The sequence below is a fragment of the Morganella sp. B601 genome (genome assembly GCF_051172335.1).
Classification (GTDB): domain Bacteria; phylum Pseudomonadota; class Gammaproteobacteria; order Enterobacterales; family Enterobacteriaceae; genus Morganella; species Morganella morganii.
In genome coordinates, this window is sequence record NZ_JBPIZE010000006.1 from 151,693 (window position 1) to 165,303 (window position 13,611).

Genomic DNA, 13,611 nt, shown 5'->3' on the forward strand with positions numbered 1-13,611 from the left:
ATGCAGACAGAACGGGGGATATCGCTGATGGAAGTCATTATTGTTTTATTTATTATGGCATTACCTGTTTCATTTATTAATATTTCATGGGAAAGCCACAGAGAGCGGCGTTATCTGACAGAAACGGCTGCGTTGTTTCAGCAATATCTCAGCAGTCATAAACTGAAAGCAACCTATCTGAACGAAACACGGAAAATCGCGGTTACGTTTGGTGAGAAAAGCCGGGCATGTCATCAGGTATCCGCAGCACGGTGTGATGATGATCCGGAAGGATTCACACCGATGGAAGGTGTCCGGATTGTTTCCGGTACGACCGGTACCGTGTTGTTCTGGGGAACCCGGCATACCGCCTCTGCTGCCAGCTTTTTACTGGAAAATACGCAGGGACAGATAAAACTGATTATCTCGGCCCCGGGCCGTATACGGTTGTGCTCGCCGGGCATGATATCCGGAGTACCGTCATGCTGAATAAAAGACGGGAAAAGGGTTCATTGCTATTTGAAATGCTGGCGGGAATGGCTGTCAGTGCGATTCTTCTGGTCTCGGTAACCCGTTTTTTTCCGGCTCTGGGGCGGGATGTGCTGAACACATTCCGGCAATATAAGCTGGATACGATAATGCGGGAAACTCTTTTGCGGCTGGAAAAAGATCTCCGGCGGACGGCATTCTGCCGGGGGCTCTGTCAGGGAAAACCGCTGGAAATTTCCGCCCGGCGCGGCGAGACAGCCGGCAGTTGCATCATTGTTGCTTACGATCTCAATCACAATGGCCGCTGGGAGCGGAATGTCCGTAAAATCGGGGAGCATTTTGGCTACCGTCTGAATAAGCAGGCACTGGAATGGACGCGCGATGCCCGCAGCTGCCGGGATACCGGCTGGCAAAAGGTCACGGATAGCCGCTATGTGAATGTTTCCCGGTTTCTGGTTACGCCGGTAAAACTGTACGGAAAAAATGGCCTGAAACTGACCCTGACACTCACCGGGCGGGACATGCCCTTAATACAGCGAACCGGAGAAAGCCTGATTGTCATGCCTAATTACCACCTGTAGATCCGGCGGGGAGAAAGACGGTCACTCCGGAGGAAATGCCCTGTTGCTGATGATTATGCTGTTGCTGGGAATTTCACTGATGATGTTGTCTGTTTTACATCGCTTTTATCAGACAGAGTGGCGTAACGGTCAGGATGAAACGGCATTTTACCGGGCGGATGCCGGTGCGGCCTCTGCACTGGAATGGGGGCTGACACTGGCGTGGTCCCGGAAAGCACTGAACGAAACACAGTTTTACTGCCGGACAGCACCGGACCCGGCACTGAAGAGTTGTTTGCGGCGGCTGAGAGCCAACAAGCTGTTATTACAGGGCAGTATATTTTCTCCCTGGTTTGAACAAAATATCACGCATTATCAGCTGGTCAGTGCCAGGGAAGAAGGAGGCAACATGATTTTGACAGCCCTGCCGCAGGGATGGAGTGATTTTTGCCCGCCGGATTTAAAACCCGGCTGCAACCGGCATACTGAAACGGGAGAAAACAATGAATGAACGCGGAATGTCGCTACCGGAAGTGATGATTTGTGCCTTTATCTTTACGATTCTGATTACCGGATTATTACGCTATTATCAGTTGCTGCACAGCGGAAAACAGCGGCAGTATGCGGATGTCAGCACGGTGCGTCATCTGCATCAGATGATGCGTTTTACGGCTGATCCCGGAATATTACGGCAGATGATGCAGACACATTTATCTCCCCTGCAGAAATGGGAAAGTTATCAGGAAAATGTGTCACCGGGCTGTATTTCCGTTACTATCGGGCTGGTCTCTCCGGGAGAGCGCCGGTTAACTGCCGGCAGATGGCAATGTATGTAAGGACAGGACAATGTTTACAGTTTATCACTCCAATGATCTGGACCTGCTGAAAGATCTGATATGCCATATTATTGATAATGATAAAATTAATGATCCTTTTTGTCCTGAAACCGTGCTGGTGCAAAGCCCGGGGATGTCTCAGTGGCTGCAAATCAGTCTGGCAGAAAAACTGGGTATTGCCGCGAATATAACATTTCCGCTTCCCGCCACATTTATCTGGGATATGTTTACCCGTGTCCTGCCGGATATTCCGAAGGAGAGTGCCTTCAGCAAAGGGGCAATGACGTGGAAGCTGATGTCACTGTTGCCGCAGCGCCTTGATGATCCGGATTTTGCCCCGCTGCGCCATTATCTTGATGATGACGGGGATAAACGCAAACTGCATCAGCTATCGGGACGTATTGCTGATTTATTTGACCAGTATCTTGTCTACCGGCCGGACTGGCTGACGGCCTGGGAAAATAATGAACTGATTGACGGGCTGAGCCATAACCAGTCCTGGCAGAAATGCCTGTGGCGGGATTTGCAGACACTGACCCGCAGCCTGGGGCAGCCGGAATGGCACCGTGCCAATCTTTATCAGCGCTTTATTGATGTGCTCAATGAAGGTGACCCGGAGATTGTCGCCAATCTGCCGCCCCGCCTCTTCATCTGCGGTATCTCAGCATTACCGCCGGTGTATCTGCAGGCTCTGCGGGCGCTCGGGCAGCATACCCATATCCATCTGATGTTTACCAATCCCTGTCAGTATTACTGGGGCGATTTACAGAGCCCGGCTGCACTGCGGCGTATGCTGGCGCGCAAGCCGCAAAGCTATTGGGATAAAAAAGCCGTCAGCTGGTTTAAATCGGATGAGGATGCACCTTCACTGTTCGATTTTGAGGCTGACGGGGAACAGAATACCGGTAACCCGCTGCTGGCATCATGGGGGCGTCCCGGCCGGGATAACCTGTTTTTCCTGGAAGATATTGAAGAAATCCATGCTATTAAAGCTTTTGTCGACCGCCCGGCAGATACACTGCTGTCTGCTGTTCAGCAGGATATTCTTAATCTGGAAGACGGCAGTGTGGTGGGAAAAAACAAAGAGGAGTTTGTCACCAGTGAGCGGCGGCGGGTGATTGCGGATAATGACCGCTCCCTGACATTCCATTCCTGCCACAGTCCGCAGCGGGAAACAGAGATTTTGCAGGACTATTTACTGAACCTGCTGGAGAATGATCCGTCACTGACTCCCCGCGACATTATTGTGATGGTGGCGGATATCGACAGTTATTCTCCTTATATTCAGGCGGTTTTTGGCCAGGGAAACGAAAACCGCTATCTGCCGTTTGCTATCTCAGACCGTAAAGCCCGCCAGGCTCATCCGGTATTACAGGCAGTACTGACACTGCTGGAATTACCGCAGAGCCGTTTCACCTCAGAGCATGTACTCAGTCTGCTGGAAGTCCCGGCGGTGGCGCAGCAGTTCGGGCTGGATGAGAGCGATTTACCGCTTCTGCGCCGCTGGGTCAGCGGATCCGGTGTTCGCTGGGGGCTGGATGACCATAATATTGAGTCTTTCTCACTGCCGGTTTTTGGCCAGAACACCTGGAAATTCGGGCTGGAACGCATGTTGCTGGGCTATGCCATGGCAGAGGAGGAAGGTACCTGGCGCGGGATCCTGCCGTATGACGAGGTTTCCGGTATGTCAGCGGACCGGGTCGGGCAACTGGCTGCTTTTATTGATACGTTGCGGGAGTGGCAGAAAATACTGAGTGAGCTGCGGACACCGGCACAATGGCGTGAAACCGGTTCTGAGCTTCTGTCTGCCTTTTTCATGACGACACCGGATACCGAATCGGTGCTCAGTATGGTGTTACAGCAGTGGCAGCAGGTACTGGATCAGGGGGTTAAAGCCTGTTATGACGGCGATGTTCCGCTTGCATTGATCCGGGATGAGCTCTCTCTGCGGCTGGATGACGAGAAAATCAGCCAGCGCTTTTTATCGGGAGCGGTAAACTTTTGCACGCTGATGCCGATGCGTTCTGTGCCGTTTAAGGTTATTTGCCTGCTGGGTATGAATGACGGCGTGTACCCGAGGACAATCCCGCCGCTGGGGTTTGATCTTATGGCGGAAAAAAGCCGCCGGGGTGACCGCAAACGCCGGGATGATGACCGCTATCTTTTCCTGGAGGCGCTGGGGTCAGCAAAAGAATATTTATATATCAGTTATATCGGCCGATCTATCCGCGATAATGAAGAGCGTAACCCGTCAGTGCTGGTCAGTGAACTGCTGGAATATGCCGGTCTCAGTTTTTGTCTGGAGAAAGACCGGTTTGCTGACCTGGATACCAGCCGGGAAGCGCTGGAAAATCATCTGATTGTCCGGCACACCAGGGTTCCGTTTGCGGCGGATAACTACCGGGAGGGCGCGGAATTTCAGAGCTTTTCGCCGCAGTGGTTACCGGCAGCATTACGGCAGGGCGAAGCGCAGGGGCCGTTTAATGTCCCGGTTCCGTCAGAAGATATAACAGAAATAACCATTGATCAGCTGCTGAGGTTTTACCGTCATCCGGTCAGGGCATTTTTTCAGCAGCGTCTGAATGTCCATTTTGATATTGAGGATGTGGCTCTGCCGGAAGAAGAACCGTTCAGTGTTGATAATTTACAGCGTTACGGGTTTAACACCCGGCTGCTTGATGCGCTGGTGGACGGCGAACCGGAAGAGCGGGTCTTCCGCATACTGAAGGCGGCGGGGGAACTGCCGGCCGGGGCGTTTGCACAGGTTTACTGGGAAGAACAATTACAGGAAATGGATGTTCTGGCGGAAAAAATCCGCAATGCACGGACAGAATCTGATATTGAGTCGTTTCACTATGTTACCGGGCCGTATACTTACAGCGGGCAACTGACCGGAGTTCAGGAGAACGGGCTGCTCCGCTGGCGTCCGGCGGCACTTACCGCCGCTGACGGGCTGCGTTTGTGGATTGAACATCTGACATACAGCCTGAGCGGACGGCAGCAGTACAGCCGGATGTACGGGCGCGGTGATACGGTGTGGATCTTTGAGCCGCTGACGGCGGAGCAGGCGCAGGGCTATCTGCGTCCGCTGCTGGATGTGTTTGTCCGTGGTCTGAATGAGCCGCTGCCTGTCTTTGTCAAAAGCGGCTGGGCATGGCTGACCACACTGGCGGATGAGAACACCGGTGAACTCTCTGATGATGATGCACTCCAACATAAAGCCGGTTTACTGCTTCTGCAGACACTGCAGGGGGGATATCAGTTTACCGGTGAGGCGGAGGACGATTATGTCGTCCGCGCATTCCGCCATTTTGATGAAGCACTTATGGATGCAATAAAGCAATTTTCACAACAACTCTTTTTGCCGATGTTTCAACATCAGAAAAACAGGGAGAATGAGGCTGATGCCTAAACAACTAGTGCAGTTTATTTTTACGCTGCTTTTCTTTTTTACCGGTGCCAATGCACTTGCTCAGAATAACTGGCAGGTTCTGCCCGGAGAGATTGAGAAAAGCGCCAACGATCCGCGTCAGTATCAGGCAATCACCCTGAAAAATAATATGACGGTTCTGCTGATTTCCGATAAAACCGCACGTAAATCAGCTGCAGCGGTCAGTCTGGCTATCGGCAGTATGGATGAACCGCAGAGCCAGGCGGGTCTTGCGCACTATCTGGAACATATGGTGCTGATGGGCTCAAAACGTTTCCCTGAGCCTGGTAATTTCAGTGATTATCTGGCGAAGCACGGCGGAAGCCATAACGCCAGTACCGGCTCCAATTACACTGACTTCTATTTTGAAGTGGAAAATAATGCGCTGAAAGGGGCAACGGAGCGGCTGGCTGATGCCCTGGCAGAACCACTGCTGGATCCGGTGAATGCGGATAAAGAACGTAATGCGGTTAATGCCGAGCTGACCATGGCGCGTTCCCGTGACGGGCACCGCATGTATCAGGTCCGGGCTGAAACCTGGAATCCGGCACATCCGATTTCACGTTTTTCCGGTGGTAACCTGGAAACTCTGAGAGATAAGCCCGGCAGCATCCTGCATGAAGAGCTGCTGAAGTTTTACAACACCTATTATTCATCCAATCTGATGAAAGCCGTGATCTACGGGCCGGAGTCCCCGGAAGAACTGGCAAAACTGGCTAATGAGACGTTCGGTACAATTCCGGATCGCCACGCAACTGTTCCGCAGATTACCGTTCCGCTGATCACTGCAGCCGAGCAGCAGAAAATCATTCACTATGTTCCTGCGCAGCCGCAGAAATCGCTGGATTTTGAGTTTGTCATCGACAACAACAGCAAAGATTTCCGCAAGCAGACAGATACCTATATTGCGTATCTGCTGGGCAGCCGCAGTGAAGGAACGCTGGCAAACTGGCTGATATCCAACGGGCTGGCGGAGAATGTCAGTGCATCGGCATCCTCAACCCTGGCACGTAATCAGGGCGTGTTTATTATCTCTGTCTCACTGACTGATGAGGGTATGGCGAAGCGCGATGAAATTACCGCCGCTGTTTTTGCGTACCTGAATCTGATTAAAGAAAAAGGGATTAATAAAGACTATTTCGATGAAATTGCCCGTGTGAATATGCTGGCATTCCGCTACAACTCGGTTGTCCGTGATATGAATTATGTGGAATCACTGGCAAATACGATGATGGAATATCCGGTAAAAAATGTTCTGAATGTCGGCTATCTGGCTGATGACTGGGATCCTGCCGCCATCAAAGCCCGCCTTGCGGATTTAACACCGGAAAAAGCCCGCATCTGGTATACCAGCCCGCAGGAACCAAGCAATAAAAAAGCCTATTTCGTTGATGCGCCTTATCAGGTGGATGCAGTGACTGCAGCTCAGTTGAATAAATGGCGTAAATCTGAAGGTGATTTCCGTTTCTCTCTGCCTGCACTGAACCCGTTTATTCCGGATAATTTTGATCTGATCAAACAGCAGGAACAGCAAAAACCGGTACAACTGACAGACACTGCAAAACTGCGCCTGTTCTATATGCCGAGCCGCTATTTTGCGGATGAGCCGAAGGCAATTATCGCGCTGGAACTGCGTAACCGGAATGCCGGCAGAACAGCCAAAGATGTTGTCACCAGCGCGTTGCTCAGTTATGTCAGTGAACTGAAGCTGAATCAGCTCAGTTATCAGGCCAGCGTGGCAGGAATGGGGATCAATATCAGTGATGATGATGGTCTGAATATCAGCGTCAGTGGTTATTCCCAGCATCTGCCGGAACTGCTGACCACCGCAGTGAGTGAATACCAGTCCTTTACACCGTCAGCATCGGAGCTTGCACAGGCGAAATCCTGGTATCGTGAGCAGGTTGCGGTATCGGATAACGGCAAAGCCTATGAAATGGCAATGCGTCCGTTCAGCCGTCTGAAATCAGTGCCTTATTTTGAAGATAAAGAACGCCTCGCAGCGCTGGACACCATTACCGAAAGTGACATCACGCAGTACCGTGACCGTCTTATCCGTGAAGGTGCTCTCCAGATGTTTGTATTCGGTAATCTGACAGCACCTCAGGCAGAGCAGATTGCATCGAAAGCTCAGGCACAGCTCGGTTCACAGGGTACGGAATGGTGGGTCGGGGATTACTATGTGATTGATAAAGCCCTGAAACCAAACTTTGACGAAAAAGCCAACAGCACAGATAACGCGCTGGCCAACATCTTTATCCCGGACGGTTATTCACGGACGGAAGGCGCGGCATTCTCGTCTGTGCTGTCGAAAATTCTGCATCCTTGGTTCTATGACCAGCTGCGGACACAGGAACAACTGGGGTATGCCCTGTTTGCATTTAACCCGAATTTCGGCCGCCAGTGGGGGATCGGTTTCCTGCTGCAAAGCAATGAAAAGAATCCGGCTTATCTGTCACAACGCTTTGATGATTTCTATATCAATGCGGAAAAACGCCTGAAAGCACTGGATAATGCGGAATTTGATAAATACCGCAATGCACTGCTGACCGAAATGACACAGCCGCCGGAAACCTTTGAGGAAGAAGCATCCCGTTATTCATTTGATTTCAAAAATAATTACTTTGATTTCAACACCCGCGAGCAGACGATTGCGGCGGTGAAAAAAATGACCAAACAGGATGTGGTGACATTCTATGAGAACGCGGTGATGTCGAAAAAAGGACTGGCACTTTACTCTCAGGTGACCGGTACCGGCGGCAAAGCGGATGATTACGCGAAACCGGCCGGATGGACGACGTATCCGTCTGTCACGGCTTTCCAGGCACTGTTACCTGTTAAAGAAGAAATCCGGTAAAACGATGGCGGCTGAATCTTTAAATCCGATGACAATACCGCTGCAGGGGCAGCGGTTAATTGAAGCCTCTGCCGGTACAGGAAAAACCTATACCCTGGCACGGCTCTATCTGCGTCTGCTGCTGGGTATTGGTGAAGGGGCGTTTGTCCGGCCGTTATCGGTAGAAGAGATCCTGGTGGTGACCTTTACCGAAGCGGCAACCAATGAACTGCGGGGGCGTATTCGTGAGAACATCCATAAGCTGCGGATTGCCTGTCTGCGTCATGAAGAAGGCGGGGAACCGGGGGAGGATTACGGGTTCGGTCCGCTTCTGGCGCTGATTGAGGATAAACAAAGTGCTGCTCAGCGCCTGCTGCTGGCTGAACGGCAGATGGATGAAGCCGCCATTTTTACCATCCACGGTTTTTGTCAGCGCATGCTGACACACAACGCCTTTGAATCCGGTGTGCTCTTTGAACAAACGCTGATTCAGGATGAGCATCCTGTCCGTAAACAGGCCTGTGAGGATTTCTGGCGGCGTCATTGTTACCCGCTGCCGGTTGAACTGGCCAGAGCCATTACACAGCTCTGGTCTGATCCTGAGGCGCTGCTGCGGGATATTTACCCCTGGCTGCAGGGGGAACTGCCAGGGATTACCGATGCACCGGAATCGGATGAAACATTACTTTCCCGCCATGAAAAAATTATCGCCGAGATTGATGAGGTCAAACAGTGCTGGCGGGAAAGTGATGCTGATTTTGTCAGTCTTATTCAGAACTCTGATCTGAATAAAAGCAGTTACCGCGCTAATCTGGTGCCCGGATGGATTGCCGGCATTGATGACTGGGCGAAGGAAACCGAAACCACACATTACGCACTGCCGAAAAATATAGAACGTTTCAGTCAGGCAGTGCTGGATGAAAAAACCAAAAAAGGCGGTACGCCGCCGTCACATCCGGTGTTCTCTGCGATTGAGGAACTGACAGCACAGGCACTGACGCTGGAGGATGTCCTGTTTACCCGCGCGGTGTATGAGATCCGCCGGACCATCACGCAGGAGAAACAGGCCCGGGGCGAGATGGGATTTGATGATTTGCTGACCCGGCTGGATAACGCGCTGCATCAGGAAAACGGCGTTCTGCTGGCGCAGACACTGCGCAGACGTTTTCCGGTGGCGATGATTGATGAATTCCAGGATACCGATCCCCAGCAATACAGGATCTTCCGTACTATCTATCAGGAAAACACCGGTGACAACGGCACACCGGCAGATCCGTACGGGCTGCTGTTTATCGGTGACCCGAAACAGGCGATTTACGCCTTCCGCGGCGCGGATATCTTCACCTATATCAAAGCACGGCGGGATGTCAGTGCGCATTACACCCTGGGAACTAATTTCCGTTCCGCGAAGACGATGGTCGACAGCGTCAACAATCTGTTTTTACAGGCAGATGAGCCTTTCTGCTTTAAACAGATCCCGTTTCAGCCGGTCAGTTCCGCACCGGATAATGATGATGCCGCTTTTATTATCGGCGGAAAAACACAACCGGCGGTGCAGTTCTGGTGGCAGGCCGCAGAGGGGGTCAGCAGCGGGGATTATGAGCGGACAATGGCGGGGGTGTGTGCCGGGCAGATCCGCGACTGGCTGGATGCCGGACAAAACGGCACGGCACTGATTGGCCAGCCCGGCAAACAACGTCCGGTCAGTGCGGCAGATATTACCGTACTGGTACGCAGCCGCCGGGAAGCCCAACTGATAAAGGATACCCTTAATCAGCGGGCGATCCCGTCTGTTTTTCTCTCAAACCGCGACAGTGTGTTTGACACACCGGAAGCCCGCGAATTGTTGTGGCTGCTCCAGGCGGTGCTGAATCCGGAAAAAGAACGGCTGTTGCGCAGTGCGCTGGCATCCGGATTGTTTGGTCTGAATGCTGCACAAATTGACGCACTGAATCAGGATGAAGCTGCCCGTGACAGGCTGGTGGATGAGTTCGCCGGTTACGGTCAGATCTGGCAGCAGCAGGGCGTTCTGCCGATGCTGCGCCGGGTGCTCAGTCAGCGGAAGATTGCGGAAAATCTTCTGGCGGGGCAGGACGGTGAACGGCGCTTAACCGATATCATGCATATCAGTGAGTTACTTCAGGAAACATCACTGACGCTGGAAAATGAACACGCCCTGGTGCGCTGGCTGGCACAACAGGTATTACGCCCGGATGCGCAGTCGGAAAGCCAGCAGATGCGGCTGGAAAGTGATCAGCATCTGGTTCAGATTTGCACTATCCATAAATCCAAAGGGCTGGAATACCCGCTGGTGTGGCTGCCGTTTATCTGTAATTTTCAGGCGGGTGGTCAGCGGCTTTATCATGATGAAACCACCTTCGAGCCGTGCCTGACACTGTCACCGGATGAAACACAGCTTGCCCTGGCGGATAAAGAACGTCTGGCAGAGGATTTGCGTCTGTTGTATGTGGCGGTGACGCGGGCTGTTTACCATTGCAGCCTGGGTGTTGCACCGATTATCAGAGGGAACCGCAAAAAAACAGGTAATACCGACCTGCATCTTAACGGGTTGGGGTATCTGCTTCAGAACGGACAGGCATGTGACAGCAAAACCCTGGCGGAGCGGCTTGATGCTTTTTGTCAGGGAAACAGCGCTGTTGCCGTTACCCGGATAACAGAACCGCAACTGCAACTGTGGCAGCCCGGTATGTCACAGCCGCCGTCCCTGGCGGTGAAGCCGTTTACCCGGTCTGTCAGCAGCCGCTGGCGTGTGACCAGTTACAGCGGCCTGAGCTACGGCGCATCGTCTGGTGGCTCTGTGTATACACAGGACAGACAGGAAGAGATGATGGCGATGATCCGTTCTCTCAGCCCGTCACTGGATACAGATACGCTCGGTGAAGTGCAGGACGAAACCGGAACGGCACAGACCGCCGGTACCTTCCCGCGCGGTGCGATGGCGGGGACATTCCTGCACAGCCTGTTTGAAGAGCTTGAATTTGATAGTGAGCCCTCACTTGAGTGGCTGAGGGAGCAACTGCTGTCATACGGATTCTCTGCTGAATGGGCACCGTTCCTGCAAACCTGGTTCACGGATCTGGTTAATACACCGTTGTCTGCGGAAGGGCCGGTGCTCAGTGCAATCCCGGTACGTTATAAACAGGATGAAATGCAGTTTTTCCTGCCGATAGACGGCGACCTGACCGCGCAAAAACTGGATGCACTGACGCGGCAGTATGATCCGCTGTCAGCACAGGCACCACCGCTGGATTTCGCGGCAGTGACCGGCATGCTGAAAGGCTTTATTGATCTTGTGTTTTATCACGACGGTAAATATTACATAGCGGACTATAAATCAAACTATCTGGGTGATAGTCACGCAGATTATAAGCCGGACGCACTGGCGCAGGCGATGCTGGAACACCGCTATGATTTGCAGTATCAGCTGTATACGCTGGCGCTGCACCGCTATCTGCGCCACCGGTTGCCGGATTATGACTATCAGACGCATTTCGGCGGTGTGTATTATCTCTTTCTGCGCGGCATGACACCGGACTATCCCGGCCGGGGGATCTGGTTTTATCGCCCGGAGCAGGCATTCACAGAGCAACTGGATGCCCTGTTTAAAGGGGAGGAAGGTTAATGAATACTCACTTACAAACCTTATGTGCAGAGCAGATCCTGCGTCCCCTGGACTGTCAGTTTGCGGCGATGCTGGCACCGGACACTGATCCGCTGCTGCAACTTGTGTTTGCGCTGCTCAGTGCACAAACCGGCGGCGGACACGTCTGCCTGCCGCTGTCGCGGATTATTCCCGCAGCGGAACAGGGCGGACGGCATGCGGAGATCATGCAGTCTGTCTGGCGGGCACTGAATGAGCCGGGACTGCCGGAGATAAAAGCGGCTCTGTCTGCCTCTGATGCGGTTAGTGATGGCTCACTTTCTGCACCGGTTGTGCTGTCAGAAGAGAATTTGTATCTGCACCGGATGTGGCAGTATGAATGCCGGGTAGCTGAATTTTTCTCCCGGCCTCAGCAGGTTTCTGCTGATGCAGAGAAACTGCGCCCGGTTCTGGATGCACTGTTCGGTACGGAAGAACCGGAGGACTGGCAGAAAATTGCCGCAGCGGTGGCAGTCAGCAGCCGGACTGCGGTGATTTCCGGCGGGCCCGGGACCGGTAAGACCACAACCGTTGCCCGTATTCTGGCGGCTCTGGTGCAATCAGCCGCTGAGCCGCTGCTGATTGAACTGGCAGCACCGACCGGCAAAGCGGCAGCCCGCCTGACAGAATCGCTGGGTGAGGCGATCGCTCAGCTTGATTTGACGGACACACAACGGGCCATGATGCCGGATCAAGCCAAAACCCTGCACCGCCTGCTGGGCGCTCAGCCTGACAGCCGCCGGTTACGTCATCATCAGAAAAACCCGCTGATGTCGGATGTGCTGATTGTGGATGAAGCGTCCATGGTCGATTTACCGATGATGGCGGCACTGATTGATGCACTGCCGGAGAACGCTATGCTGATCCTGCTGGGGGATAAAGATCAGCTGGCTTCGGTGGAAGCCGGGGCGGTGCTGGGGGATATCTGCCGTTTTGCTGAATCCGGTTACACACCACAGCGGCGGCAGGCGCTGGAGGCAATGACCGGCTGTGTGCTGCCGGATAAATCACCGGCACACCCGGTAAATGTGCAGGATCATCTCTGCCTGCTGCGTAAAAGTTTCCGTTTTGATGCCGGTTCCGGCATCGGGCAGTTGGCCACCGCAGTTAACAACGGCGATGTCCGGGAAACCATGGCGGTTCTCGGCGGGCAGCGGCCGGATGTCCGTTATGTGCCGCTGGAGGATGAAGAAGGCTATGCTCAGGTACTGACAGACACCATGAAAGCCTATCTGCCGTTTTTATCACTGGTGAAACAGCATGCTGACCCGGCAGCGGTACTTGACGCCTTCAGTCAGTTCCGGCTGCTCTGTGCACTGCGTGAGGGGCCGTTCGGTGTGGAAGGGTTGAATGAGCGTATTGAACGGCTGCTGCATCAGCAGGGGCATATCCGCCGTCCGCTGATACACCGGCACCGCGCCTATCACGGTAAACCGGTGATGATAAGCCGCAATGACAGCCCGCTGGGGCTGTTTAACGGTGATATCGGGATTATGCTGACAGATGAAAACCATGAACTGCGGGTGTATTTCCGGCTGCCGGACGGCACTATCCGGAGTATCCGCCCGAGCCGCCTTCCGGCACACGAAACAGCATATGTGATGACGGTACATAAATCACAGGGCTCTGAGTTTGCCCATACTGCACTGGTGCTGCCGGTGCAGCCTTCGCCGCTGGTCAGCCGTGAATTGCTGTATACAGCACTGACGCGGGCGAAGAAGTTTCTGACCATATACAGCCGGGAAGAGTGTGTTAAGCGGGCGGTGAAAACGCCGACTCAGCGGTACAGCGGGCTGAGCGGGCGTTTACGTTAGTCCGGC

At 53.2% G+C, this 13,611-nt stretch carries 8 protein-coding genes; all 8 read left to right on the forward strand.

Going from position 1 to position 13,611, the window contains the following annotated elements; all coding sequences use genetic code 11:
• From ACSBQN_RS15990 to recD, 8 genes are read left to right on the forward strand one after another with little or no spacing between them, the layout of a single operon-like run.
• A complete protein-coding gene (locus ACSBQN_RS15990; protein WP_024474973.1) occupies positions 1-468 on the forward strand; it encodes a PPDA in 468 nt (155 codons plus the stop codon).
• The gene (locus ACSBQN_RS15995; RefSeq protein WP_024474972.1) at positions 462-1,049 is read left to right on the forward strand and encodes a prepilin peptidase-dependent protein; all 588 of its coding nucleotides are present in this window, start codon (positions 462-464) and stop codon (positions 1,047-1,049) included. Before ACSBQN_RS15990 ends, ACSBQN_RS15995 begins: the two co-directional genes overlap by 7 nt.
• Positions 1,024-1,539, forward strand: coding sequence for a YgdB family protein (locus tag ACSBQN_RS16000; protein WP_241770884.1), 516 nt, complete (start codon positions 1,024-1,026; stop codon positions 1,537-1,539). The genes ACSBQN_RS15995 and ACSBQN_RS16000 overlap by 26 nt, the downstream gene beginning before the upstream one ends.
• Positions 1,532-1,864, forward strand: a complete 333-nt coding sequence (locus ACSBQN_RS16005; RefSeq protein WP_024474970.1) for a prepilin-type N-terminal cleavage/methylation domain-containing protein — start codon at positions 1,532-1,534, stop codon at positions 1,862-1,864. Before ACSBQN_RS16000 ends, ACSBQN_RS16005 begins: the two co-directional genes overlap by 8 nt.
• Before the next feature lie 10 nt (positions 1,865-1,874).
• The gene (gene recC / locus ACSBQN_RS16010; protein ID WP_024474969.1) at positions 1,875-5,276 is read left to right on the forward strand and encodes an exodeoxyribonuclease V subunit gamma; all 3,402 of its coding nucleotides are present in this window, start codon (positions 1,875-1,877) and stop codon (positions 5,274-5,276) included.
• Positions 5,260-8,151, forward strand: a complete 2,892-nt coding sequence (ptrA, locus tag ACSBQN_RS16015) for a pitrilysin (protein WP_193376677.1) — start codon at positions 5,260-5,262, stop codon at positions 8,149-8,151. Before recC ends, ptrA begins: the two co-directional genes overlap by 17 nt.
• A gap of 4 nt (positions 8,152-8,155) precedes the next feature.
• Positions 8,156-11,773 (forward strand): exodeoxyribonuclease V subunit beta, encoded by a 3,618-nt coding sequence (gene recB / locus ACSBQN_RS16020; RefSeq protein WP_354632951.1) that lies wholly within the window; start codon positions 8,156-8,158, stop codon positions 11,771-11,773.
• Entirely contained in the window at positions 11,773-13,605 is a 1,833-nt protein-coding gene (recD, locus tag ACSBQN_RS16025) for an exodeoxyribonuclease V subunit alpha (protein ID WP_214167872.1), read from the forward strand. The genes recB and recD overlap by 1 nt, the downstream gene beginning before the upstream one ends.
• The last annotated feature ends 6 nt before the right edge of the window (positions 13,606-13,611 follow it).